This window comes from Streptomyces sp. NPDC002577, from assembly GCF_053594815.1.
In genome coordinates this window covers 34,760-58,734 of sequence record NZ_JBSFWK010000051.1, presented here as the reverse complement: position 1 = coordinate 58,734, position 23,975 = coordinate 34,760, and the positions used below count along the sequence as shown (strand labels likewise).

Here is a 23,975-nt window from a genome sequence, read left to right as displayed (position 1 = left end):
AGGGAATCTGATGCCGGCCCGGCAGCAGGTTTCCGCGTGGCGCCCGCAGGTCCCGGGTGTTGTGGAGGTCTTCCACGCACATTTCACCGAGCACGCGTACCCGATGCACGTCCACGACGTATGGACACTGCTCATCGTCGACGACGGCGCGGTGCGCTACGACCTGAACCGCCACGAGCGCGGCACCCCGCGCGACACGGTGTCCCTGCTCCCGCCGCAGGTACCGCACAACGGCTCGCCCGCCACCTCGCACGGCTTTCGCAAGCGGGTCCTCTATCTGGATCTGACGCAGCTGGATGAGAGCTTCATCGGCCCGGCGGTGGACGGCCCCGACCTCGTCGACCCCCTCCTGCGCCGACGTATCGGACAGCTGCACGCCGCCCTGGGGGACAGGGGCGACGAACTCGAAGCGCAGAGCCGCCTCGCCCTCATCTGCGAACGGCTGCGCACCCATCTGCGGCCCCGGCTCGTCGCGCGCCGGCGGGCACCCGATCGCGGTGTGGCCCACAGCCTGCGGGAACTCCTCGACGAACAGCTGCTCCAGGGGGTGACCCTGGACCAGGCCGCGACGCTGCTGCACGCCCACCCCACGCACCTGGTGCGGGCGTTCAGCGGCGCCTTCGGCATCGCCCCGCACCAGTACCTGACGGCCCGCCGGATCGACCACGCCCGGCGGCTGCTGCTCGATGGACAGCCGCCGGGAGAGGTGGCGGCCGCAGCCGGCTTCTACGACCAGTCGCACTTGAGCCGGCACTTCAAACGACTCGTGGGCACCACTCCCGGGCGCTTTGCCCGTGAGGGCGCCCCCGGGACGACGAACCAGGCGTAATCGATCACCGTCAGCGGCACACACGCTCAACCTCCGCTGTCGCGGAACAGGCGGCAGGCTACGTTCCGGGCTCGGCGCCGACCGGGTCGGTTCTCCTCATGTCGAGGGGCGGCCGGAGCGGGTCAGGGATGCGCCTTGGCGAGGAGGTCGAGGATGTCGGCGGTGGTGCCGCTCTCGGCCAGGCGGGGGAAGATCTTCTCGACGCTGTTGCGGTGGGCGTCGGCGTCGCTGTCAGTGATGGCGTCAGTTGCCACGGTGACGTGGTAGCCGCGTTCGTGGGCGGCTCGGGCGGTGGACTCCACGCCGATGCTCGTCGCCGCTCCGGTGAGCACGATCTGGGTGATGCCGCGGCGGCGCAGGTGCAGGTCGAGGTCCGTGCCGTAGAACGCCGACCAGTTCCGCTTGGTGACCGTGATGTCCTCGGCGTGCCCGGTAAGGGCCTCGGCGATCTGGTCCCAGCCGGCCGGCAGGCTGCCTGCGCGCCGGGAGGCGTCGGTGCGTCCGGCCGGGGTGTCGGAGCCGTCCGGGGCGGCGGTGACGCGGACCAGGACGACGGGCATGCCGCGCTCGCGGAAGGCGTCGGCCAGTTCGACGGTGCGGGCCAGGATGTCGGCGGTGGGATGCGGGGTGCCGGGCATCGCCAGGACGCCGTCCTGCAGGTCGATGGCGACCAGCGCGGTCTTGGGGTCGAGGGCGGTGAGGGGCATGGTGGAGCCTTTCTGGGAGGACATCGTGCAGTGGTGCTGGAGGGTCTGAGCGGTTCGGGGTGTTATCGGGATCTGGGGTCGCCCGGCTGCTGAACGGCGTTATCCGCGGAGGGGACTTGGCCCTCTTCGCCCTGGGGGTCGTCATCGGTGCGGCCGATGCGGCCCAGCGAGCGGTCCATGACGCCGGCGAGCAGGAAGAGCCCGGCCACCACGAGCAGCAGCCAGGCGAGGTGGTGCAGGCCGCCGGTGGTGGCACCGTGCTTGTAGAAGACGGCGTTCGCTGCGGAGGCCAGGAGTGCGCCGAGGTACATGAAGGTGCGCAGCAGCCCGGCGGAGGAGCCTATGCGTTGGGGGTCGGCCTGGGCGTACAGGGCGTTCTGGTTGGCCAGGCCGTTGAGGCCCTGGGGTATGCCGATGACCGCGCCGATGAGGGCCAGCAGCCAGATAGGGCTGGCGGCGTCGAGCAACAGCAGGGCCGCGCAGCCGGCGATCTGGACCAGCGCGCCGGTGATCAGTTTGCCGCGGACTTCGGCCTTGCGCCCGGTAAGGGCGGTCACCGCGATGGCGGCCGCCGACATCGGCAGCAGGATCAGACCGGCTGATGAGGCGCTGAGCGAACGCCCTTCCTCCAGCCACTGGGTGAAGCCGTACAAGAAGGCGTACGAGGTGGTGTACGCCAGCAGTTGGCGGCCGAACGTGGCCAGCAGCGGGGCGTTGCCGCGCAGCACCCGCAGGTCGATGAACGGCTGGCCGGTGTGCAGCTCCCACCAGGCGAAGGCCGCCCCCGCCAGCGCGGCGATGAGCAGCAGATACCAGTGCGTGGGGCCGGGGTTCATCAAGAAGAGCATGAACGCGGTGAGCATCGCCGCGAACAACGCCATACCGCGTACGTCCACCTGACCGGCGCCGTGGCTGCCCGACTGCTTCTCCCGGGTCGCCGACTTCGGAAGGCGCAGGGCTCCCAAGAGCAGGCAGGCCGCCGACAGCGGCACGTTGATGGCGAAGATCAGATGCCAGCCGCCTGCCCCGATCAGCAGGCCGCCCAGGGTCGGACCGATGACGACGACGACCTGGCTGGCCACCGACAGGGCCGCGAGAATGCCGCTCGGAGACCTCATCCCGGTGCGCGTCGATTCCGTGCGCAGCAGGTACATCGAGGCCGGATACGCCGCAGAGGTGCCGAACCCCAGCAGCACCCGGGAGATGACCAGCACCCACAGTTCCGGGGCGAAGACTCCGAGCAGCCCGGCGATACCGACCATCGCGGTGCCGACGAGGTAGAGAGGGCGCGGACCGTAGGAGTCCACCAGGCGGCCGATGACCGGTTGCCCGACCGCCGTGGCAAGGTACAGCGCTGACACAAGCCAGGCCGTGTGCGAGGGCGAGGCGTGGAACGCCCGCCCGATCGGCACCAGCGCCACGGCGAGCATGGAGGAGTTGATCGGATTCAGGATCGAGCCGAGGATCATCGGCGCGATCAGCTTGTGGTTGAACTCCTGTGGATTCGAGGGCCTTCCGCCGCGTATCCACTCGACCAAGCTGGTCACGACTGTGCGACCTCGTCCAGCAAGGCCATCGCCGCGATCACGGCTTGCACCTGCTCCGGGGTCCCCCGCTCTTGCAGCGCCCGCGCGAGCCAGGCCTCCCGGGCCTGCCGGTCTCCCGCACGCCGTTCCCGTCCCTGGTCGGTCACGGTGACCAACTGGCGGCGCCCGTCGTCGGGATCCGGGTGGCGCTCCACCAGACCGGCCTCCTCCAGTACGGCGACGATCTTCGCGATCGACTGCGGACGCACCCGCTCCACCACGGCCAGGTCGCTTGCCGACATCGGACCGTCCTTCGTCAGCCGCATCAGCACCGAAGCCTGCGCCGAGGACAGGCCTCCCTCCCCTTCCAGGGAGAGCAGCCGCCTACGCAGCCGGCCATAAACCACCCACACGTCCCGTGCCGCCCGGAGCGCGCTCTCGGAAATCACGTCGCCGCTGTCGTCCACACACCGCACCATAAAACGACACCCCAAGGTGTGCAACCTAGGGTGTACACCTTGGGGTGTACACCATGTAGCGACGGCCGCTCGGTGTCTCGTTCAGAGGAGATGCGGTGAGTTGGTTGCAGTAATCTCAGCAGACACGTGGTCGGCGGAGGGCCCTCTCGACAGTCGGCGGTGTGTGGCCGGGGGGCAGCAAAGTCCTTCGCAGAACTGCCGCCGTCCGCTGCGGGCGGGGGGAGACCATGGTGGCGCGCGACCCCAGCAAAAGGCTCAGTACGGCGGCCCTGGGCATGCCGGAGGCGACGGGCAGCCGAAGGATGGCCTGGGCAGCCGTGCCTCGCACGGTGAGGGCTCGGATCGAGCAGCTGCTCGGCAGCCCGGTGGCCGACGCAACCAGTCAGCCGGGCGGTTTTTCCGAAGGCCTGGCCGCACGGGTGCGCCTGGCGAACGGCAAGCGTGCGTTCGTCAAGGCAGCGAACTCCCTGACGGCCCCGGCGGAGGCAGACTTCCACCGTCGCGAGAACGCGATCTCGCAGCGGCTTCCCAAGGAAGTACCGGCGCCGCGATTGCTCGATGCCCACGACGACGGAACCTGGGTCGTGCTGGCCTTCGAGGAGATTCCAGGACATCTGCCCGCTCAGCCGTGGCAGCCTGACGATCTCACCAGGGTCCTCGCCGCAGTCACCGATATGGCGGAGGTCCTGACGCCGTCGCCTGTGGACGAGATGATCCTGGCCAAGCCGCGTCTCGGAGGATGGCTGGCGCTCGCGGACGATGCCCCGGCCAGAACGAAGGTGGAAGAGCTGTCGCCGTGGGCGGCGCACCATTTCGACGAACTCGCCGCCCTGGAGGAGAACGCTTCGCTGGCCGGCGTCACCCTTCTGCACGGAGACCTGTACCCGTTCAACATCATGCTGACCGCTGACCGCGTCTTCGTCGTCGACTGGCCACACGCCTGGATCGGTCCTCGTCACTGTGATGCGGTCACGCTCCTGTCGAGCGTGTCGCTCAGCGGCGTAGATCCACAGCCGATCGCCGAGGACCACCCGCTGACCCGTGATCTGGAACCTGTCCAAGTCGACGAAGTGCTGGCATTGCACGCCGGTTTTCTCCTCCGAACCGCCACTGCGGCTGGGCCCACCACGGATCGCAACCTCGTGGGCATGATGACCGCATTGGGCCTGGCCTCGCTGCGCTGGCTGGGAAGGCGTACGAAGTGGCGCCCGCCCCTTGATTGACCTCGTGGGCCGCTATGGCCAAGTACTCACGGCCCCGCAGCAGATGTCGCAGGGTCAGGCCCTCGGCATCCCGAGCTGCCGTGTGGCCCGGCGCCCTGCCCTGCCCTCACGTCCGCACCCCCTGCAGCTCACCCCTGCCGGGCATCCTGTTCGAGCCCACAGCACCGCAGCGCCGCTTCCCCCGATGTCTTCGCTCCCCATGTCACATTCGGCGGGGCTGTCTCGTCTCGGTCTCGCAAACAGGCTTCGGGATCGGGAAGGTGATGGTCATGCGGGTGTTCGTGGCAGGCGGGACCGGGGTTCTGGGCCGGCGGCTGGTGCCGCAGCTCGTGGCCAGGGGCCACCAGGTGACGGCTACGACGACGAGCGCGGCCAAGCTGGGCCTGCTGGAGCGGCTGGGCGCAGGCGGGGTCGTGATGGACGGGCTGGATGCGGTGTCGGTCGGTGAGGCGGTGGCGGGGGCCCGGCCGGACGCGATCGTGCATCAGATGACCGCGATTTCCGTGGCGCACGCCGGCAAGCCCGATATGAAGCACATCGACCGGTGGTTCGCCACCACCATCCGGCTGCGCACCGAGGGTACGGACCACCTGCTGGCCGCCGCAGAGGCGACCGGCGTGTCCAACGTCGTCGCGCAGAGCTATGCCGGCTGGAACGGCATCCGCACGGGCGGCTGGGTGAAGACCGAGGAGGACCCGCTGGACCCGGAAGAGGGGACGATCGCGCACGTGGGGGCGCGAGCGATCCGCCACGTCGAGGACGCGGTCGTCAAGGCGGGTGGTGCGGCCCTGCGATACGGCGGACTCTACGGGCCGGGCGCCACCGACGACCAGGTCGAGCTCGTGCGCAAGCGGCAGTTCCCGCTCGTGGCGGCCGGCACCGGCTACAGCTCCTGGGTACATCTCGATGACGCGGCGAGCGCTACCGTCCTGGCCGTGGAGCAGAAGGCGAAGGGCGTGTTCAACATCGTCGACGACGAACCGGCCCCGGCCTGCGAGTGGCTGCCCTACCTGGCCGCGTGCGCGGGAGCGAAGCGGCCGATGCGGGTCCCCAAGTGGCTGGCCCGGCTGCTGGCCGGTGAGGTGGCGGTGACGATGATGACCGAGGGGCGTGGTTTCTCCAATGCCAAGGCCAAGCGGGAGCTGGGCTGGGAGCTGCGCTATCCGTCGTGGCGCCAGGGCTTCAAGGAGGGGCTTGCGTGACGCGCACCGAGGAGTTCGAGGAGCTGCGGCCGCTGCTGTTCTCGATCGCCTACCGGATCCTGGGCAGCGTGAGCGAGGCCGAGGACGCGGTGCAGGAGACCTGGTTGCGCTACGAGGCCTCACCCACGCAACCCGCCTCGGTCAAGGCGTTCCTGTCGGCGGTGGTGACGCGGATTTCGATCGACGTGCTGCGCTCGGCCCGCGTCCGGCGGGAGGAGTACGTCGGGCCGTGGTTCCCCGAGCCGTTGCTGACCGACCCGTATGAGGATCCGGCGCGGTCGGCGGAGCTGGCCGACTCGGTGTCGATGGCGGCCCTGTTGCTGCTGGAGCGGCTGAGCCCGCTCGAGCGGGCGGTCTTCGTGCTGCGGGAGGTGTTCGGGTTCGGCTTTCCCGAGGTGGCGTCGGCGGTGGGGCGCTCGGCGGCGGCGTGCCGCCAGCTCGCGGTGCGGGCGCGCCGCCACATGGATGCGGGGCGGCCCCGGTTCGAAGCCGACCGTAAGGAGCGTGAGGAGCTCGCGGAGCGGTTCTTCGATGCCTTCCGGGAAGGGGACCTCGACGGGCTGAGGGAGCTTCTCGCCGCCGATGTGCACATGGTCGGCGACGGCGGCGGGAAGGCCCCGCTGTTCGCCAGCCAGGTCATCGGTCCCGAGAGCGTGGTCCGGTTGCTCGCCACGCTCGTCTCGCAGTTCGGCCGGATCGGAGTGCAGTTGGAGCCGCGCCAGGTGAACGGCCAGCCGGGCGCGATCTTCCGCGACCGGGACGGCAAGGTCCTCAGCACCTTGGCGCTCGACGTACTCGACGGGCAGATCCAGACGATCCGCTCGGTGATCAACCCTGACAAACTCGGGCACGTGGGTCCGGTGGCGGACGCCTGGGCGCTCAGGTACAAGGCGAACCACGGCTTGCCGGGCACCGATTGACCGTAAGAGCAGCAGCCCCGACGCCCGTGCCCGCTGGCTCACCCTGGTCCTGGCCGGGCTCACAACGCACACCCGCGCCACGAACAGCTGAACCCTGCCCGTGGCACAACTCATTGGTGAGTATCACCGCGTGCGGCTCAGGGCGATGGGTGGAGTCCAGAGTCCACCCGAAGGCCACCCGTGGGTTGACGCGGCGGCGCGGTCGCGAAGCGATCATCGAGGCATGAGTTTCACGGACTGGCTGATCGATCTCGCTCTCATCGGGCTGGTAGTGGTGCAGCTGCGCGCCCGTCGGCTGACCACGCGGATGCTGCTGCTTCCTGTGGTGCTCGTCTGTTGGGCGGGGGTGCAGTACCTGCGCGACATTCCGACGGCGGGCAATGACCTGCTGCTGATCGTGCCGACGACACTGATAGGGCTGGCACTGGGCGCAGGCGCCGGGGTACTGACGAAGGTGTACCGCGACGCCGAAGACGACATCGTCATCCGCGCGACCATCGCCACGGCCGTGCTGTGGGTCCTCGGTGCCGGATTCCGCCTGGCCTTCCAGCTGTACACGACGCACGGCGGCGGAGAGGCGATCGGCCGTTTCTCGGCAAGCCACCACATCGGCTTGGACGCCTGGGCGCCCGCGATCATCCTGATGGCCTTCGCCGAAGTCCTCGCCCGTACCGCCATCGTGTGGTGGCGCGGACGGGCCGAGCGCCGCGCACTCGGCCGGCAGCCGGTGCCGTCCGCGTGAACGACGTACCGCAGCCGCAGCGGCGCCCGGCCCGGCCGGATACGCGGCATGCTGGCCTGGTGAGGACGGATCACCACACGCCGGCACGGGACCGGCTGCCTGCTGTCCGCAAGCAGCCGGCGCTGAGCACCGCGGTGGGTCTGCTCGGCCTGGCCGGGCTGCTCTACGGGGCCGTGCAGGCGACACGTCCCGGCCTGGACAGCCGGCATCTGGCCGCCCTGATACTCACCGTGGGTATCGGACTGGGCTGGTCGGGATGGCTGGCCGGGCAGCACACGGGGCGTCCGACGCTCAGCCTGGTGGCGGTGGCGCTGCTGGGCGCCAGCGGCGGTGCGATGGCCCCCCTGTCCGTGTTCGGGGCGGTGGTAGTAGGCGTGGCCTCGATGTGCGCCGCCACACTGGTCGATCCGGTGGCGGCTGCGGCACTGAGCCTGGTCGGCGTGGCCGCAGCGGCCATCTCAGCGGCGGTTGCCGGGCAGGGGTTCGGCGGGCTGTCGGCGGCAGGCATCGGCGCGCTACTGGGGCTGCTCCTTGGCGTTGCGCGCCGTCAGCGGCAGGCCCGGGAGACGGCCGATGCCGAGCTGGCTGTGGAACGGGAGCGAAGCCTGGTCGAGCACGAGCGAGCCGAACTGCTGGCCGAGCGTAACCGCATCGCCCGGGAGGTGCATGACGTGCTGGCGCACACGCTCTCGGCGCTCTCGGTTCAGATGACCGCTCTGGACAGCCTGATGGAGGACGGTGCCGAGGCCGAGGCGCGGGCCGTGATCGGCCGGTCCCGCCGTCTGGTCGTCGAGGGTCTGGAGGAGACACGGCGTGCGGTGCGGGCGTTGCGTGACGAGCCGGTGGCGCTCGATGAGCAACTCGCCGCCCTCGCAGACGGCGCGGGTGCCGTCTTCCGGCTGCAAGGCCCTGTACGGTCGCTGCCCCCGGCGGCCGGGATGGCTCTGCTGCGGGTCGCACAGGAGGCGCTGACCAACGCGCGCAAGCACGCGCCGGGTGCGCCGGTCAGCGTCGAGCTCGACTACGGCGACACTTGCACCCGGCTGGTGGTCGTCAACACGGAAGCGGGTGGGCCCGGGGCGGATGCGGACCACGAGCTGTCCGCGACCGGGAGCGGTTACGGTCTGCACGGCATGCGGGAGCGCGTGGAACTGCTCGGCGGCACGTTCGGCGCCGACCCCGTGGGCGAAGGCTGGCGGGTTGAGGCGGAGGTCCCGGCGTGACGGTACTGAAGGTACTGATCGTCGACGACCAGACCCTCATCCGCGATGGGCTCGCCACCATCTGCGAGCGGCTGCCCGACATCGAGGTCGTGGCCACCGCCGGTGACGGGGAGCAGGCCGTGGCCGAGGTTGTGGAGCATGCCCCCGACGTGGTGCTGATGGACCTGCGCATGCCCCGCATGGACGGCATCGAGGCCACCCGCATCATCACGGCCGAGCACCCTCATACGCATGTTGTCGTCCTGACGACCTACAGCGACGACGAGTCGATCAGCGCTGCGCTGGCGGCCGGCGCGCTCGGCTATCTCACCAAGGACGCCGGACGCGACGACATCGACCGTGCGCTGCGTGCCGCCGCCCGCGGGCAGGCGCTGCTCGACCCGGCGGTCCACGCGCGTCTGGTGGCTCTCGTGGCCCGGCAGCAGGCTGCCGGGCCACCGGATCAGTTGCCCGACGGGCTGACCGCCCGCGAGGCCGAAGTCCTGGGCTGCATGGCCCAGGGCCTGTCCAACCGGGAGATCGCCCGAGCCCTGGTCGTCAGTGAGGCCACCGTCAAGACCCACGTCAATCGCATCTTCGCCAAGACCGGCAGCCGCGACCGCGGCCAGGCCATCGCCTATGCCCACCGCCACGGACTCGGCTGAGCCGCGGTCCCGCAGCCGACCGGGGCCGCTCAGGGAACAGCACTTCGCGGCACACGTCAGGTCGGTTCGGCTGTGGTGCCGCGCACGATGAGGCGCGGGGTGAGGACGACCTCGCGGGGCTCGGTGCGGCCCTGGTCAAGGCGTTCGACGGCGGCGGTCACCGCGTGCCGGGCCTGTTCCCGGGCGCTCTGGCTGACGGTGGTCAGGTTGAAGCAGCTCAGCCGGGAGAGCGTGTCGTCGTCGTAGCCGGCCACGGACACCTCGCCCGGGACGGCGACACCGGCTCGGGCGAGGGCGGCCAGGACGCCGATGGCGCACTGGTCGTTGAACGAGACGACCGCGGTGGGAAGTTGGGGACCGCCGAGGAGGTGACGGACGGCGCGTTCGCCGGCCGCTTCGGTGTTGTCTCCGGCGAGAACCCGGACGTGGTCGCCCAGGCCGTGGCGACGCATGGCGGTGCGATAGCCGCGGCGCCGGTCGGTGGCGATGACGCCCTTGCCGCCGTCCACGTAGACGATCTCGCGATGGCCGAGCCCGACCAGGTGATCGACGATCTGGCCCACGCCGTCGTCGTCCGCGGTGCGTACGACGTCCAGTGCGGCGTCGGCGATCCGGCGGCCGACGGCGATGACGGGGGCCCTGCCGTCGAGGGCGGCGAGCGCGTCGCCGCGTGCGGTCGGGCCGAGCAGGATCAGCGCCTCGCTACGGAAGGCCAGCAGGGTCTCCACCGCAGTGTGTTCGTCGCGGGTGCGGGTGAGGGTGCTCAGGACGAGGTCGTAGCCGACCTCCTCGGCCGCGGCGTACAGGTGCTCGACCAGTTCGGCGTGGAAAGGGCTGTGGATGTCGACCATGACGCCGAGCAGCCGGCTGCGCCTGCTGGCCAGCGTGCTGGCGGTGCGGTCGACCTGGTAGCCCAGGTCTGCGGCCGCTTTCAGGACGCGCTGCCGGGTCCGTTCGCTCGGGCCGGGCACGCCGCGCAGCACCAGGGACACGGATGCCGTGGACAGGCCCACTCGTGCGGCCACGTCCTCCAACCTGGGGCGTTTGTGCGTGCCGCTCTTGTGACGCACGGAACCGCTGTCGCCCACATGTGCCTCCCCTCGGCAGTTCTCCTAGAGCTTCAAATTATCCTGTTGTTCCAACGAAGCGATCCCAAGAGCGCGGCAGCCACCTCTCGGCGCCGGTGAGTGCCCAGGGCGCCAGATCGTCTCGGTGGGGGGCGGGCCCGTCGGCGGAGGCTGCGGGCAGGAAATCGAGCGGTATTTCGGTGTGCCGTTCGATGACCGCCGAGACAGTGAGGATCTGCCGTAGGGGGTGCCCGAGCGCGTCCATGAGGGAGGCCAGCTCCTCGTCGGACAGCCATGACCGATTCGGATACAGCACTTCGATCCTGAAGCGCGCGAACTCTCGGCGTCGCTCGAAGGATTCGAGCGACGCCGAGAGCTCCGGCTCACCTCGTCTCTCGAACGACCGTGAGGCAATCGCCTCACCGTCCAGGACCGTCCAGGACCGAGCGGGACCGAGGAGAGCTCGGCAAGATCGAATCGGGCGGTGATGTCCGGTTCGACAACAGAACCTCATGTGAGATAGGCCACCGAATCAGGTCCGAGTCCGACCCGCCCCACCACGGCAGAACCGTTTTGGCCTGTGGGAATGCTTTCCTCATGGCGGCGGGGGAACACCGCACGCTGCACAAACGCTGCACCGAGGCCTCGTAGGCTCCCTTGCGTGGCGTCCATCGGGATCGATCAGCGTCTGACCGGAGCCCCCCTCCCACACCGCGATGTGGCGGATCGGTGGCTCCCGGACGGGGCGGACGTGGTGCGAAACCTGTGACGAGGAAGATGCGGATTCTGGATCTTCAGAACGGGCGGCCAGGCCCACTGCGTCCCCCAGGGACGGTGCGTGACTCGAACCCGTGCGCGCGCACCAAGTTGCCCAAGGGGAATGACACCGACGATGACGAGGTGTTCCTCGAACCCACCTTGCCTGGCGCCCCCATGACGAAGAAGTCACGCCGAACGCTCGTGCTCGCCCCCAGACCTCCGGCCGCCCGGGCCGCCGCCCTCGCCGCCGGGTTCGCCATCCTGGTCGCCGCTGTGCTCGGCACGGCCGCCGGGCCCGCGGTGGCCGACGGCGGAGCGCGGGTGACGCTGCGGCTGGAGGCTCCGAGCACTTTTGCGATGTACAACGCCGACGAGGGCGCCGAGGCGCAGAACGGCGCCTTCACCCTGCCCGTCTCCGTCGCGGGCGGTGACGGCGGACCGGCCCGTAATGTCACGGTGGTGGTGAACACCTCGGGGCTGAAGGGTGTCGCCCGCGCGCAGAAGGGCGCGGGCGGGAACTGCACCGGTGAAGGCCCGGTTTTCACCTGCGCATACGGCGATGTGCAGAACGGCGACGGGGAGTCCAACGCGCCCTTCACCCTGTACGGCGTGGACGGTGTCGAGCCCGGTGACAGCGGAACCGTGACGTACACCGTCACGGCCGACAACGCGAGCCCCGTCACCGGCAGTACGCGTATGACGGTGGGCGAGCCGACCCTGTACGCGCCCGAGGAGCAGGCGTCGGTGAAGGGGCTCACTCCGGGGAAGTCCGTGTCGCTGACCCCTGCTTTCGCCAACCGCAGCCGGTTCACCGTGAAGCACGGCGTCGGCCTCCGTATCGACGCCGGCGACGGTCTGCGGCTCACCTCGCGTCCCGGCAACTGCACCTTCGAGGACGAATTCACCACCGCCTGGTGTGTGTTCGACACGAAGGCGGCGCCGCACACCGCCTACCGTACCGCCGCCCCGATCCGCTACACCGCGCAGTCGGGGAAGCTGACCGGCACCCTGACCTACAACTGGTCGGCCGAACCGCCGCAACTGGACGAGACCTCCGTACGCGGCACCGATGCCCCGCTGGCCCTGACCGAGACCTCCGCCCGCGGCCTGACCGCGACCAGCGGCAGTGTCCGCGTCGATACCGACGTGCAGACCGACTACGAACCGGTGACGGCGACCATACGGGGCCAGGTCGGCGACACCGTCACGGTGCGGCTCGGCGTGCGCGACCACGGGCCCGGACGGCCGCTCGACGACGGGTCGATGGGCGGCTTCGAGGTCGTCCCACCAGAGGGAACCACCGTCACCTCCATCCCGTACACCTTCGAGGGGGACGGCGGTGACTGGGCCTGCGTGCAGCCGAAGAAATCCGGCGGCGCCTTCCGCTGCCAGATCGGGTACGACGAATTCTCCGAGGTGCACAACGAGGGCGGCACCACCGTCATCGGCTTCCGCATCCATATCGACCGGCAGGTCCCCGGCGCCCACGGCACCATCCGCACCTTCAACCCCTACGACCGCACACCCGGCAACGACACCGCCGTCATCCCGCTCGACGCCTCGCCGGCGGCGGCCCACCGCCCCACGGCCCCGTGGGGCGCGATCGGCGCGGGGGCCGCGGTGATCCTGGCCGCCCTGACGTTCGTCCTGGTGCGGCGCCGGCGGCGCGGCTGACCGTGCGTCGAGGGCAGAGTCGCGGACATCATGCGGTTCTGAAGGGAGGCGTTCGTCGTAGGGTGAGAGGCGGCCGAAGGAGGCCAACGGTCAAGGGAGCCATGTATGACGCGGTACCTGATCTCGTTTGATGACGGCGCGATGACCTTCCCCGAGGAGGAGTTGCCCGAGGTGGCCGAGGCCTCGCTCGAGGTGGTGCGCAAGGCTCGGGACGCCGCTGTGTGGGTCTTCGGCGGTGGACTGGAAAGGCAGCAGGCGAGCGTCGTGTCCACCGACGGGACCGTCACCAACGGCCCTTACCCGGAGACCAAGGCGGTGCTCGGCGGGTTTGCGATCATTGATGTGCCCTCACGTGAGGATGCGCTGGAGTGGGCTGCCAAGATCGCTGCCGCATGCCGCTGTGCGCAAGAGGTCCGGGAGATCATGCCCGACCCGACCGTCTGATCGAAGACGACCCCCCGCGGCTGGGCCTGGCTCGGAATTGGCTTGTGACCTGCAGGATCGGCATGCTGCAAGCTGCTGGGAAGTCTCGGTCGACTCCACGATCACTCGGGCGCACCAGCATGCCGCTGGCGCCCGACGGGACAGCGCGGTGGGGAGGTGCGTTGGCGGCCTTGAGTCTGGTCGCCGACGAGGGCGTGGTCGCGGCGGCGAGTCGTTTGGCAGAGGTCCTCAACGCAATGGACGTGTTCGTGCATCGCGACGCCCCGCAGGCCGAGGGATGGCGGGAACTGCAGGCCGAGTTGACCGCGGCGCAAATGGAGTTCGTGAACACCGCGCGCCGCGGCCTGGACCGCCGGCAACCCGCAATTCGAACGAGAATCGGTGGCCCACTGATTGAGCCGATCCCGCCCGCCGAACGACGTCCAGCCGGACGAGCAGCGTCCCTGATCCTGACGGTGCTGTCCGGTGCCGGGACGCCGCGGCGACCGTGATCATCGGTCGGCACCGCAGCCGCTGAGCGAGCCCGGCACGGCCGACGAGCAGCTGCCCCCTCACCACTCGTGACGTCCAGCGGGTGTTCGCCGCGCTGTTCCAACAGGCAGCCCCTGATCTGGGCGACGCCTGCAATCGAGGCCAGCGGCGCAAGGCCATGCGCTATCGACTTTCCTTGAGCCGTTCAGACCAGCTGACCTGCAATCCATCAATGCGAGGCATACAGTGGAAATCACTTATTTTACATAGACGACAGCGTTTTGGAGGTGAATATGCGAGGGCAGCTACCCGCAAAAAGCAGTGACCTCCGAACGGAATCACCAAATGGCTCTGACTCGCCAGTGGCTTGGCAAGGGTTTCTGCGCTTCCCACCTAAAGCCATTCAGTGATCACTCAAACCCTGAGCATACCGCCGCTCCACAATCACCCCGCCCGGGAGTAGAAATACTATTCGCGGTCCACGAGGCGGGTGCCGAGTGAACCCGGAACTTTACCAGATCGGCGGCGCATTTCTCGGCTTCGGAATTTTTGCAATAATCGCATTGATATGCGGGAAGCGGCGCGATCGGTGAAATGCGGCAGGCGCGGAGGGGAGTTCCTGAGCTGACCCCTGCTGCGTTCACTGCGCCTTGGGGCAGCGCCAGCCACCGGAACCCACCGTCGAATCGGTAGCTCCAGAATCCCGCTCCACTCTTCCCTGCCCCAAAAACCGAGACCCGATATCCGTCCGAGCCGAGGAAGCAGTGAGCGACTTTGACCACGGAAATCGAAGCAAATAAGTACCGCGGAAACTCCGCCAGCGCGACCATCGACGGGAACCCCACTCAAGCCATCCGGCGTGAGCCGGAGGCGACCATAACGAACGACACCAAATCGCCCACCCGCCCGCAGCTCGCTCCCTATTGGCTGGCGATAATATTCTTCACCGCCTATGCAGCCCTATCCATCTGCCGCTTCCGGCGTGTGGCGACGATGTCCTGGGACCTGGGAATCTTCGAGCAGGCTGTCCGTGCTTACGCTCACCTGCAAGCACCGATCGTCGACATCAAGGGTCCGGGCTTCAATATCCTTGGCGATCATTTCAGCCCAATCATCGCGTTCATCGCCCCGTTGTACCGCCTCTTCCCGACCTCCATCACCCTCCTCACCGTCCAGGCAGCGCTCTTCGCCGTCTCCGTAATACCCGTCACGCGGGCCGCCAGCCAGTTGCTGGGCCGAGGACGGGGACTGGTGCTCGGTACTGCGTACGGACTGTCCTGGGGTGTCCAGCGTGCGGTGGAATTCGACTTCCATGAGATCTGCTTTGCTGTACCGCTGATCGCCTTCGCCCTCGAAGCCGTTCTGCGTCAACGCTGGCGTGCGGCGGTCTTGTGGGCCGCGCCTCTTGTCCTCGTCAAGGACGATCTAGGCCTGACGGCCGCCGCCATTGGGGTGATCGTCATCTTGCGGGCCCGCCGCACCGAGCGCCGTGCCGTGCCCTTGGCGGTCTCGCTGATGGTCTTCGGCGTGGTTGCCTGCGCAATCATCGTCGCCTTCGTCATACCGATGTTCAACACTGCCGGCCACTACGACTATGCAACCAAGCTCGGTGGGGGTGGCGGCAATCCGTTGAGCGGTCTCTTCTCATCCCCGGTCCAGAAGTTCCGCACCCTGCTGTGGATCCTGCTGCCGACCAGCGGTCTGCTCGCACTGGGTTCACCGCTGATTATCGCGGCCCTTCCCACGATCGGCTGGCGCTTCCTCTCAAGCGACCCGCACTTCTGGGGGACCGACTGGCACTACAGCGCCGTCCTCATGCCCATCGCTTTCCTCGCCCTGGCCGACGCCCTCCCCCGCTGCCGCTGGCGTTCATACGCCGACCACCTACCGGCCGCGGTCCTCGCCACAGCCGTTGCACTGAGTACAGCGCTGCCACTGGCCGACCTCACCCACAAGGCGACCTACGAGCCCGGCCCTCGAGCCGCCGCAGCGGCCCGTGTCCTGGCAAGGGTCCCCGACGGCGCGGCGGTCGAGGCGAACGAGGGTGTCAGCACCCATCTCACCAACCGAACTCAGGTCTTCTGGGTCGGCAACACTCAGGGTACGACCCCGGAATACATAGCCCTCGATGAGCCAGACAAGTCGGAGCGCGCGGTACTCGACTACGTCAACCAGCTCCACCCACAGGCGAGGTACACGACCCTCGCAGGCGAAAACGGCTACTGGCTATTGAAATTGGACGCGCAGCGCACCGGGTGACGGAGGCCGCGTGGCCATTGACTGACGCCCGCCCACTCGGATGGCCGCGGCCGTCGGCGTGGTCCGACAGCGCGGTGTGCCGGGTTCCCGGCAGCGCCTCCACCGGCTCGTCCAGGGCGCCCTGGTTGCCGCCCGCCGGCACATCAAGCGGATCCAGTCGTCTTTGACTGTGGCTCAAAGCGCCGCTCGCAGCCGACGCGACCTGGCCTGACCTGATCTGACCTGGTTCAGCTTTGCCTGGCTAGCTTACTAGGATGCTAGCCTGAGCTGGTGGGTGATGAGGAAGTCAAGCAGTTCAACGTGTACCTGCCGATCGGGCTGATCAAGCAGGTCAAGTTCCGCGCCATCGAGTCGGGCATGTCTTTGTCGGCGCTGGTCGCTGACGCGCTGCGCGCCTACCTCGACGACAACCATGGGCAAGAGCAGCAGTCGACCGAGAAGGAGACCTGAGATGGCGACTGAAGGAATCGAGGCCGTTTTCCTGGAGACCCACAACTGGGGTAAAGCGGCGCAGTTCTTCCAGGCGCTTGGCTTCGATCTGGAGTTCGCGACCGACCACAACTCCGGCCGGCTTCGCAACGGCGACGGTCCGTACGTCTTCATCGCGGAGATCCCCCGAAGACCGAAAGCCGCAGATGCAGATCGTGCTGAAGGTGCCGAACGCAGATGCGTTCCGTCCCGATCCCGCCGTCGAGGTGGTCACGCCGTTCGAGGACACGCATTACGGGACCAAGGAGATGACGGTCCGCGACCCCGACGGGCGTCTGTGGAGCCTCCAAGCTCCGGCCAAGAACTGACCACGACGAGAGGGAACACCATGACAGACGAGCAGACCGAGGCGCCGGACAGCACCGCGGTGCGGGTCGCCCTCTGGCGGGCGATGCACGTCCAGGTCGACCCGCCGCCCCACGTGGTCGAGGACGAGATCGGCCTGCAGCTGGCAGCTCCCGATGAAAACTGGCGCCACCGCCCCGACATGGACCCGCACGCCACCAGCGGGTTCCGGGCAGCCATTGTGGCCCGCGCTCGTTTCATCGAGGATCTGGTCGCCGAGCAGGCCGACCGCGGCGTCGCCCAATACGTCCTCCTGGGAGCCGGGCTCGACACCTTCGCCCAGCGCAAGCCGGACATCGCCTCCCGCCTGCGGCTCTTCGAGGTCGACCAGCCCGGACCCCAGGCCTGGAAGCGCCACCGCCTGGTCGAACTCGGCTATGGCATCCCTGACTGGCTGCACCTGGTTCCGGTCGACTTCGAGGCGAGCAAGTCCTGGGTGGAGCAGCTGGCCGCCGCCGGTTTCGACTCCGGCCAACCCGCGGTCATCGTCTCCACCGGCGTCGCCATGTACCTCACCAAAGACGCCACCGCGGCCACCCTGCGCCAGATCGCCGGGCTCGCACCCGGCTCGACGCTGGCCATGTCCTTCCTTCTGCCGACGGAACTTGTCGACGACTCCGATCGCCCCGGCCTCCGGGCGAGCGAGGAAGGCGCGCGCGCATCCGGAACGCCGTTCATGAGCTTCTACACCCCACAGGAAATGCTGACACTGGCCCGCGAAGCCGGCTTCAAAGACGTCCGACACGTGTCGGGCGGTTTGCTCGCCGAGCGCTACTTCGCCGATCGCACGGACGGCCTTCGCCCGTCAAGCGGAGAGGACCTGCTGCTGGCCAGCACCTGAACCGCCTCGTCAACGCCGGCATTCCAGGGGCAGGGGGGTCGGTTGGGCGTGGACGCCCCCCTCACGCAGCAGCCTGATCAGGCCCCACCCGGGCGATCCTTCGCAGCCCCAACGACCGGAGATCTATGACCGGGGTGCGCCGTACCAGCGCCAGGTGGTCAGACGAGGCCGCTCGGGCAGTTCGGCACGTCCTGTAGCCCACAACAACGTGGGCCAGGGGTCCGTGGTCCGCGGGGCGTCCGGGAACAGCCGGGCCAGCACCCGCGAGCAGAGATCGGCGGGCGGGGTCCAGGCGAGCCCGAGTCCCTCGGCCAGATCGTGGGTGTGCACCAGGGTCTCCACAATCCCCATCGCGGCAAAGCCTTCGGGGTCCGATACGCCGTAGGAATGGTGGGCGCGGACCTGCGACGGCGTCGTGCGCACCATGGCGACCAGCAGCGCACCGCACGCCTCCAGCACCTGCAACAGCCCCTGGGGTCCCGCTGCACGGTCGGCGTGGACAGCGTTCGCAGGGCCGCCGGGCCTGCGACTCTCCCATACAAAAGGCACCTCGCTGTCCAAGGGCGGTGTTCTGGGGCCCAGTTGAACGGCGTACGCAAACAGATCGTCGCTGAGGTGCTCGACGGTCTCCCAACAGTCCCACTCCAGCGAACCAGCCATGCCATCCCAAGCCGCAGGGGGCGCCTGGCGAAGAGCAGCCACAGCGAGCTGCACGGCAAGGTCGAGATCGTCCGCAGTGACGGGTGACCTGGGCGAGGACGGGGACGAGGACGAGGACGGTCCAGCATTGGCTGATCGAGACATGGCAGGACCGTACCGCTCCTGCCGGCGTCACTGGCCCCGCTCACGGGTTGCCGTGGAGCTCGTTGAGCGCAAGGCCCGGGCAATCCGGAGCTTCGGCACCGAGGGTGGCAGCGTAATCCAGGTGACCGGTGCTGCAAGGAGCGCGAGAGCGCTGATGGAGTTGAGTGCGGGGCTCAGTCCAAGGAGCGCGACCAGGGCCGGCGCGCTGAGAGCTCCGATGACGGTGGCGAGGGAGTCCATGGCGAAGAACAGCGCGCCGATGCGGCCGAGCATGCTGGGCGGGGCGGTGCGCTGGATGTGGGTCTCCACGGAGATGAGCAGGATGCTGCCGGGCAGACCGATCACCATGGCGGAGACGACGGCTACGGCGAGGTCCGGTGAGTTGAACAGAGCGAAGTACGCTACGCCGTTCGCGAGTTGGGTTCCGGCCAGCAGGCGCCGGATGGCGAACCTGTCGAGAAGCCGGCGGGCGGCGGCCGAGCCGAAGACGAAGCCTGCACCCAGGCCCGAGATCAGATAGCCGACGCTGTATCCGGGCGCGTGCAGGTGGTTGGTGACGAACGGGACGAGGAGCGCCGTCAGGGCTGCGTTCGCGGTGAGGAACACGCCGTTGCCGGCCAGAGGGCCGCGCAGCAACGGGGTCCGGGCGACATGCGCGAGACCGACACGGAGATCGGCCAGCGAGCTCCGCTCGCACGTGACAGGTGGGGGCGCAGGGATGCTGCGGCCCACTCTGGCAATCAGAGCGGCGGACATCAGGTAGCTGGTGATGTCGATGAGCACGACCCACGTGATGCCGGGGCCTGCCAACAGCACGGCGCCGAGGGGAGGGGCAACCAGGCGCAGCACGCTGCCGGACAGCGCGGTGAAGGCGTTTGCCGTGGCAAGGTCCGGCCCGGTGCCGAGGACGGCGGGGGTCAGCGCGCGGGCTGCCGGCCGAAAGACGGTGGTCGCCAGGTTCATGCCGAGTACGGCCAGGTAGAGCAGCCATACGCGGCCTGGCCTGTCGGCCAGCAGAATCAGGGCCACCGCTGCGGCGCTGGCGAGGTCGGCCAGCCACATGGCGTGGGCTGGTCTGCGCCGGTCGAGGAGTGCGCCGGCCCAGGGGCCGATCAGCAGCGACGGCGCGGCCTCCAACGCCAGGGTGAGGCCCGTTGCGGCAGGCGAACCGGTGAGCTGGAAAACGTAGAAGGGGAGGGCGACGACGAGCAGCCAGGAGCCGAGTCCGGAGATCGTGCTGCTGGTCCATAAGAGGCGAAAGTTGCCGTTCTTGAGGGCTGACGAGTCCATGCGAAGCAATTATTCTCAGGAGACACTCATCGGCAATAGTGTTCTGACAGAACAGTTACGAGGGTTGGGGATGGACAGGATCGAGCTTGGCCGGGTACTGCGGGCGCGACGCCAGGAGGCTGGACGCACGATTGCCTCAGTAGCGATCGATGCCGGCCTGTCGGTTCCGTACATCGCGAACCTGGAGAACGGCCGGGGCAACCCGACCATGGCCGCGCTGCAGCAACTGGCGGCCGCACTCGGCACCCGACTGGAACTCGACCTGACCAGCGACAGTCACAGCACAAAAGAGCCCGAAGTACCCGACACAGTTCAGACGCTCATGACGTCACCGCGCACGCATGCCGTGGCCCAGCGGCTGGCCAAAGAGACCAGGACGCACACGTCACTGGTGATGAAGCGGCTGCAGACCGCAGTCCTCGCGCTGAGCGCAGTGACAGGAGACGACCTCACCGCACGGGACATGGACCGGCTCTTGGACCTGCTCCTGCTGTCCCGGCCAAGCTTCAAGAACGAGGAGTGACACCGCGAACACACCAGCGGTCAGCGCAGGATGAGTTCCTTGACCTGCCGGAATTCTTCGTCGGAGATGTCTCCGCGGGCGTGGATCTCGGAGAGTTTGGCGAGCTGCTCCACCTCGCTCGCGGGGCCGGTACCCGCGGACCGGCGGATGTGAGCGTCGAAGGACTGCTTCCGGGCGCGGGCGTGCTGGTGCTCTCGTCTGCCCATGTCCTTGCCGCGGGCGATGACGTAGACGAGGACGCCGATGAAGGGCAGGACGACCACGCAGGCGAGCCAGCCGGCCTTGGCCCAGCCGTTCAGACCGTCGTCGCGGAAGATGTCCATGATGATCCTGATGACGAGGAAGATCCACAGCACCCACAGAAGGAGCCACATGGCCGTCCAGAAGAAGCCGAGGACCGGGTAGTCGTAGGCAAGGTTCATCGTTGTTCTCCTCTCCCCCACTGACACCGGCTCTCCCCCAGTGACACCGACCTGACATGCGAAGCATGTTCGGGATCGCGACTACTCATGGACGCGCCGCATTTCCTCGACGCGCAGACCGAGGTCCTGGAACCGCAGCAGCAACCCGTACAGATGCGCTTCGTCGGCGACGGTGCCGGAGAACAGGGTCTGCCGTGGGAGCGGCACCGAGTCCAGCTCCGGGAAGGCCTCGGCGAGGGGGGCGGAGACTCGGCCGGTGACACGGAACTCGTAACGCATGCGTGCACCGCTCCTTCCTGCTGGCATTCGGCTGGATTCGGATGGCATGCAGCTGCCATCGAGCGGTTCCGACGCGGTTTCCCGCATCATGCGTCACCGGCCGGAGGTGTGCCATCACCCTCACCAGGTGAGCGCGGACAGGTGTCCAGCGGTCGCAGGATGCGCAGCTGCCTTCCGCGTTCGACCGCGTCGCGGCGGCGCGAGACACAGAGCTTGTGATAAATGCTCCGCAGGTGTGTCTTGACCGTGTTGACGGACAGATGAAGTTCGGCGGCGATCTCTTCGGTGGACATCATCTGTGCGACGAGCGTGAGGACCTCGCGCTCACGTTTGCTCAGCGGTTCGACGAGGGCCGGCGGGGCGACCGAGGCGCCCTTGGGCCGGACGACCTGCTGGACGCGGCCGTCGTAGAGTTCCCGAGGCCATGGTCCGGTCTCGGTGAAGAGCTGTCGCAGTCCTTCCCGGGCGGCTTCGCTCAGGGCCTGCCGGAAGTGCTTGCGAGCGGTGGTGGCGTCATGGTGAAGCAGCGCGGCGTGGGCGTGCACCAATCGGGCTCTGACACGGTCGGCGAGGCCGGCTTGCGGCGCTTCGCTGACGGTGCGTGCGAGCTCCTGGGCCGCATCGGTGTGCCCGGCGGCGATGTGGGCGAGCGCGAGGGCCGCCGTTCGTGACGGTCCGGCGGGCTCGGCGGGACTCTCCAGAGCGTTGATCGCCGCGTCGGCATCGCCCCTCGCCATGGCCAGGGCGGAGCGGGCCATGGCAAGGCGTTCGGTGGTCCAGGGCGTGCGGTCGGTCCCATGGCTGTCCAGGACGACGGCGGCTGCTTCCATCCGTCCTTGTTCGAGTTCGACCTTGGAGCGCAGCAGGGCTCTTTCGGTGGTCAGGACCGGATCTCTGTGGACGTCGCTGCACCCTTCAGCGACGGCGAGATGGTGGCGCGCGGTGTGTGGATCACCGTGTTCGCAGGCGACCGCGGCCAGTGCGAGGTGGCCGGCTCCGGAGCGGTGAAGCGGTGGGACGCCGTGCCGGTCGGCGACCTCTGCGGAGAGCGCGGCATGTTCCGCTGCCGCAACCAGCGATCCGTGGATCGCTTCGGTCAGCGCGAGTTTACCCATGGCAGTGTGTCGCACCAGGCAGGTGGCCCTGGTGGAGCAGGCGTCGACGGTGTCGGAGTAGGCCGCGCGGGCGTCCGCCAGACGGCCTGACCGCAGAAGGGCGTCGGCCAGGCCATGCCGCCGCAGAGCTTCGATCTCAGGACGTGCTTCGATGCGGAATCCAGGCATCTGCGCCATCAGTTCCGCGACCTGCCGTGCCGTGCGCTGTGCGCCTGCGCAGCCGCCCGGCGTGGACGGCCCGCACAGCAACCGGAGCAGGGCGTGGGTCAGAAGCACGGCGGTTGCGGTCGTTCCGTCGACTGTCGCCTTCCCGCGTTGCAGGTGGGGTCCCAGTGCTGCGAGGCGTTTGCGGCACCCCGAGGCGTCGCCTCTGGCCAGCCGGCAGGCCGCGGCCACGAGGGCGGGTTCGGGGCCCAGTACGTCGTCGGGCATGCGGGACAAGAGGCCGGTGAGCCGGTCGACGTCGGGTCCGGCGAGCAGCCTGCCGACCATCAGCTGCTCGATCACCTCGGCGGACGCGAACTGCCAGTCACCGGCGGCGGTGGCGTGTCCCACGGCCTCCACGGTCTGGCCCGCACGGGCCAGCCAGTGCGCGGCGCTTCGGTGCAACCGTGGCTCGAGACCTGGATGCCGCCTGCGCAGATGGGTGTGCAGGACGTCGGCGAACAGCGGATGGAAGCGGCACCAAGGCGCCTCGGTGAGCGGTTCGAGGAAGGCGTCGTCCCGGATGAGGCGGGCCAGAACGGGTTCGGCCTCCTCACCCCCGGTCAGCGCATTGGCGAGTTCCGGGTGGACCCGGTCGAGGATGCTGGTGCGCAGCAGCAGTTCCTGGGTCGCGGGGAGCTGTGCGTCGAGGACCTCTGCCAGCAGGTAGTCGGCGACGGCCTGCTCGGAGGCCGCGAACGACCGGGCGAACTCCGCCGGGTCCCGGCGGCGTTCCATGGACAGGGCGCACAAGCGCAGCCCGGCGGCCCAGCCCTCGGTACGGCCGGTGAGCGCCTCGACAGTGACCCGGTCGGGCGTCAGCCCGTGCCGCCGGAGCAGGCGCCGGGCCTCATGCACGGTGAAGGCCAGGTCGGCCCACCGGATCTCGGTGAGCCGGTCCCCTGCCCGGTAGCGGTGCAGCGGCAGCAGCGGCTCCACCCGGCTGGTGAGCACCAGGCGCAGCCGGTCCCCTACGTGGTCGAGCACGAATCCCAGGGAGCCGGTCACCTCCGGGCAGCGCAGGGCGTCCACACCGTCGAGCACGAGTACGACGGGCTCCGGAAGCCGGTCCAGGGCACAGACGAGCCGGGCCAGCAGCGACTGGTCGACACCTCCGGCAGAGGCCGGTGCGCCGACCTCCTCGCCCAGCGGCAACGGCTTTCTGCGGAGGGCTTCGAGTACGTACGCCCAGAAGACACCGGGGGCGTCGTCCGGGGGCTCCAGGGTCAGCCAGACCACGGGTCCGGGGGCCGCGCCACGGCGTGCCCAGGAGGCGGCGAGCGTGGTCTTTCCGGCGCCTGCCGGACCGGTGATCAAGGTCAGGGGCCCGGCGACCGCGCCGCTCAGCCGGTCCACGAGCCGCTGCCGGTGGACGTACGTACGCGGCTCGGCGGGAAGGGAGAACTTCGCCGCGAGCAGCGGATCCCCGGTCGGAGCCGCCGCCGTGAGCACGCTGGTCATGGACATTTGGACCACCACCGGGACGGCGATCGG

Annotated in this window: 23 protein-coding genes and 1 pseudogene; 15 read left to right on the top strand and 9 right to left on the bottom strand. The window is 68.9% G+C overall.

From position 1 onward, the window contains the following. Nucleotides 1-10: 10 nt before the first annotated feature. Complete coding sequence (locus ACWD4J_RS37710) at nucleotides 11-829, top strand: helix-turn-helix domain-containing protein (protein ID WP_451400042.1); 819 nt, start codon at nucleotides 11-13, stop codon at nucleotides 827-829. A gap of 122 nt (nucleotides 830-951) precedes the next feature. Here the strand turns inward: ACWD4J_RS37710 and ACWD4J_RS37705 are convergent, their stop codons facing one another. The 3 genes from ACWD4J_RS37705 to ACWD4J_RS37695 form a co-directional block, all read right to left on the bottom strand. Further along, nucleotides 952-1,536 (bottom strand): hydrolase, encoded by a 585-nt coding sequence (locus ACWD4J_RS37705; protein ID WP_451400058.1) that lies wholly within the window; start codon nucleotides 1,534-1,536, stop codon nucleotides 952-954. A gap of 62 nt (nucleotides 1,537-1,598) precedes the next feature. Beyond that, entirely contained in the window at nucleotides 1,599-3,005 is a 1,407-nt protein-coding gene (locus ACWD4J_RS37700; protein ID WP_451400057.1) for an MFS transporter, read from the bottom strand. Between the two features lie 74 nt (nucleotides 3,006-3,079). After that, the gene (locus ACWD4J_RS37695; RefSeq protein ID WP_451400041.1) at nucleotides 3,080-3,529 is read right to left on the bottom strand and encodes a MarR family winged helix-turn-helix transcriptional regulator; all 450 of its coding nucleotides are present in this window, start codon (nucleotides 3,527-3,529) and stop codon (nucleotides 3,080-3,082) included. Nucleotides 3,530-3,768: 239 nt separating this feature from the next. Between ACWD4J_RS37695 and ACWD4J_RS37690 the strand changes: the two genes are divergently transcribed. The 6 genes from ACWD4J_RS37690 to ACWD4J_RS37665 all read left to right on the top strand — a co-directional run bounded on the left by ACWD4J_RS37690 (nucleotide 3,769) and on the right by ACWD4J_RS37665 (nucleotide 9,495). Then, nucleotides 3,769-4,764, top strand: coding sequence for an aminoglycoside phosphotransferase family protein (locus ACWD4J_RS37690; protein WP_451400040.1), 996 nt, complete (start codon nucleotides 3,769-3,771; stop codon nucleotides 4,762-4,764). A gap of 263 nt (nucleotides 4,765-5,027) precedes the next feature. Next, a complete protein-coding gene (locus ACWD4J_RS37685; RefSeq protein ID WP_451400056.1) occupies nucleotides 5,028-5,966 on the top strand; it encodes an NAD-dependent epimerase/dehydratase family protein in 939 nt (312 codons plus the stop codon). Then, nucleotides 5,963-6,886: an RNA polymerase sigma-70 factor gene (locus ACWD4J_RS37680; protein WP_451400039.1), complete on the top strand. Its 924-nt coding sequence runs from the start codon at nucleotides 5,963-5,965 to the stop codon at nucleotides 6,884-6,886. Before ACWD4J_RS37685 ends, ACWD4J_RS37680 begins: the two co-directional genes overlap by 4 nt. Nucleotides 6,887-7,109: 223 nt before the next feature. After that, the gene (locus tag ACWD4J_RS37675) at nucleotides 7,110-7,628 is read left to right on the top strand and encodes a hypothetical protein (RefSeq protein WP_451400038.1); all 519 of its coding nucleotides are present in this window, start codon (nucleotides 7,110-7,112) and stop codon (nucleotides 7,626-7,628) included. 59 nt (nucleotides 7,629-7,687) lie between these two features. Next, a complete protein-coding gene (locus ACWD4J_RS37670) occupies nucleotides 7,688-8,851 on the top strand; it encodes a sensor histidine kinase (protein ID WP_451400037.1) in 1,164 nt (387 codons plus the stop codon). Between the two features lie 5 nt (nucleotides 8,852-8,856). Beyond that, nucleotides 8,857-9,495, top strand: a complete 639-nt coding sequence (locus tag ACWD4J_RS37665; RefSeq protein WP_451400055.1) for a response regulator — start codon at nucleotides 8,857-8,859, stop codon at nucleotides 9,493-9,495. Nucleotides 9,496-9,551: 56 nt separating this feature from the next. Here ACWD4J_RS37665 and ACWD4J_RS37660 read toward each other — a convergent pair whose 3' ends face one another. Further along, complete coding sequence (locus tag ACWD4J_RS37660; RefSeq protein ID WP_451400036.1) at nucleotides 9,552-10,520, bottom strand: LacI family DNA-binding transcriptional regulator; 969 nt, start codon at nucleotides 10,518-10,520, stop codon at nucleotides 9,552-9,554. 975 nt (nucleotides 10,521-11,495) lie between these two features. Here ACWD4J_RS37660 and ACWD4J_RS37655 point away from each other — a divergent pair. From ACWD4J_RS37655 to ACWD4J_RS37625, 7 genes and pseudogenes are all read left to right on the top strand, one after another. Then, nucleotides 11,496-12,995, top strand: coding sequence for a hypothetical protein (locus tag ACWD4J_RS37655; RefSeq protein ID WP_451400035.1), 1,500 nt, complete (start codon nucleotides 11,496-11,498; stop codon nucleotides 12,993-12,995). Between the two features lie 105 nt (nucleotides 12,996-13,100). Then, entirely contained in the window at nucleotides 13,101-13,439 is a 339-nt protein-coding gene (locus ACWD4J_RS37650) for a YciI family protein (protein WP_451400034.1), read from the top strand. A gap of 170 nt (nucleotides 13,440-13,609) precedes the next feature. Beyond that, nucleotides 13,610-13,930, top strand: coding sequence for a hypothetical protein (locus ACWD4J_RS37645; protein ID WP_451400033.1), 321 nt, complete (start codon nucleotides 13,610-13,612; stop codon nucleotides 13,928-13,930). Nucleotides 13,931-14,786: 856 nt separating this feature from the next. Next, a complete protein-coding gene (locus ACWD4J_RS37640; protein WP_451400054.1) occupies nucleotides 14,787-16,169 on the top strand; it encodes a DUF2079 domain-containing protein in 1,383 nt (460 codons plus the stop codon). A gap of 270 nt (nucleotides 16,170-16,439) precedes the next feature. Then, nucleotides 16,440-16,619, top strand: coding sequence for a ribbon-helix-helix domain-containing protein (locus ACWD4J_RS37635; RefSeq protein WP_451400032.1), 180 nt, complete (start codon nucleotides 16,440-16,442; stop codon nucleotides 16,617-16,619). Between the two features lies 1 nt (nucleotide 16,620). Next, a pseudogene (locus ACWD4J_RS37630) lies at nucleotides 16,621-16,966 on the top strand (VOC family protein). Between the two features lie 20 nt (nucleotides 16,967-16,986). Continuing rightward, nucleotides 16,987-17,844 carry a class I SAM-dependent methyltransferase gene (locus ACWD4J_RS37625; RefSeq protein ID WP_451400031.1) on the top strand — a complete coding sequence of 286 codons (858 nt, stop codon included), beginning with the start codon at nucleotides 16,987-16,989 and terminating at the stop codon, nucleotides 17,842-17,844. 123 nt (nucleotides 17,845-17,967) lie between these two features. Here ACWD4J_RS37625 and ACWD4J_RS37620 read toward each other — a convergent pair whose 3' ends face one another. Then, complete coding sequence (locus ACWD4J_RS37620) at nucleotides 17,968-18,648, bottom strand: hypothetical protein (protein ID WP_451400030.1); 681 nt, start codon at nucleotides 18,646-18,648, stop codon at nucleotides 17,968-17,970. Between the two features lie 27 nt (nucleotides 18,649-18,675). After that, entirely contained in the window at nucleotides 18,676-19,938 is a 1,263-nt protein-coding gene (locus tag ACWD4J_RS37615; RefSeq protein ID WP_451400029.1) for an MFS transporter, read from the bottom strand. A gap of 70 nt (nucleotides 19,939-20,008) precedes the next feature. Here ACWD4J_RS37615 and ACWD4J_RS37610 point away from each other — a divergent pair, with 70 nt between their 5' ends. Continuing rightward, nucleotides 20,009-20,461, top strand: coding sequence for a helix-turn-helix domain-containing protein (locus ACWD4J_RS37610; protein WP_451400028.1), 453 nt, complete (start codon nucleotides 20,009-20,011; stop codon nucleotides 20,459-20,461). Nucleotides 20,462-20,481: 20 nt separating this feature from the next. On the opposite strand, the gene ACWD4J_RS37605 is transcribed toward ACWD4J_RS37610, so the two are convergent. The 3 genes from ACWD4J_RS37605 to ACWD4J_RS37595 form a co-directional block, all read right to left on the bottom strand. Further along, nucleotides 20,482-20,883 (bottom strand): SHOCT domain-containing protein, encoded by a 402-nt coding sequence (locus tag ACWD4J_RS37605; protein ID WP_451400027.1) that lies wholly within the window; start codon nucleotides 20,881-20,883, stop codon nucleotides 20,482-20,484. Between the two features lie 81 nt (nucleotides 20,884-20,964). Beyond that, complete coding sequence (locus ACWD4J_RS37600; RefSeq protein WP_451400026.1) at nucleotides 20,965-21,162, bottom strand: hypothetical protein; 198 nt, start codon at nucleotides 21,160-21,162, stop codon at nucleotides 20,965-20,967. An 86-nt stretch (nucleotides 21,163-21,248) separates the two neighbouring features. Next, the gene (locus tag ACWD4J_RS37595; protein WP_451400025.1) at nucleotides 21,249-23,948 is read right to left on the bottom strand and encodes a LuxR C-terminal-related transcriptional regulator; all 2,700 of its coding nucleotides are present in this window, start codon (nucleotides 23,946-23,948) and stop codon (nucleotides 21,249-21,251) included. Nucleotides 23,949-23,975: the final 27 nt, after the last annotated feature.

Coding starts and splice junctions, on each gene's coding strand:
- ACWD4J_RS37710 (WP_451400042.1), top strand. CDS start 11: ATGCCGGCCCGGCAGCAGGTTTCCGCGTGGCGCCCGCAGGTCCCGGGT.
- ACWD4J_RS37705 (WP_451400058.1), bottom strand. CDS start 1,536: ATGCCCCTCACCGCCCTCGACCCCAAGACCGCGCTGGTCGCCATCGAC.
- ACWD4J_RS37700 (WP_451400057.1), bottom strand. CDS start 3,005: ATGATCCTCGGCTCGATCCTGAATCCGATCAACTCCTCCATGCTCGCC.
- ACWD4J_RS37690 (WP_451400040.1), top strand. CDS start 3,769: ATGGTGGCGCGCGACCCCAGCAAAAGGCTCAGTACGGCGGCCCTGGGC.
- ACWD4J_RS37685 (WP_451400056.1), top strand. CDS start 5,028: ATGGTCATGCGGGTGTTCGTGGCAGGCGGGACCGGGGTTCTGGGCCGG.
- ACWD4J_RS37675 (WP_451400038.1), top strand. CDS start 7,110: ATGAGTTTCACGGACTGGCTGATCGATCTCGCTCTCATCGGGCTGGTA.
- ACWD4J_RS37655 (WP_451400035.1), top strand. CDS start 11,496: ATGACGAAGAAGTCACGCCGAACGCTCGTGCTCGCCCCCAGACCTCCG.
- ACWD4J_RS37650 (WP_451400034.1), top strand. CDS start 13,101: ATGACGCGGTACCTGATCTCGTTTGATGACGGCGCGATGACCTTCCCC.
- ACWD4J_RS37625 (WP_451400031.1), top strand. CDS start 16,987: ATGACAGACGAGCAGACCGAGGCGCCGGACAGCACCGCGGTGCGGGTC.
- ACWD4J_RS37620 (WP_451400030.1), bottom strand. CDS start 18,648: ATGTCTCGATCAGCCAATGCTGGACCGTCCTCGTCCTCGTCCCCGTCC.
- ACWD4J_RS37615 (WP_451400029.1), bottom strand. CDS start 19,938: ATGGACTCGTCAGCCCTCAAGAACGGCAACTTTCGCCTCTTATGGACC.
- ACWD4J_RS37610 (WP_451400028.1), top strand. CDS start 20,009: ATGGACAGGATCGAGCTTGGCCGGGTACTGCGGGCGCGACGCCAGGAG.
- ACWD4J_RS37605 (WP_451400027.1), bottom strand. CDS start 20,883: ATGAACCTTGCCTACGACTACCCGGTCCTCGGCTTCTTCTGGACGGCC.
- ACWD4J_RS37600 (WP_451400026.1), bottom strand. CDS start 21,162: ATGCGTTACGAGTTCCGTGTCACCGGCCGAGTCTCCGCCCCCCTCGCC.
- ACWD4J_RS37595 (WP_451400025.1), bottom strand. CDS start 23,948: ATGTCCATGACCAGCGTGCTCACGGCGGCGGCTCCGACCGGGGATCCG.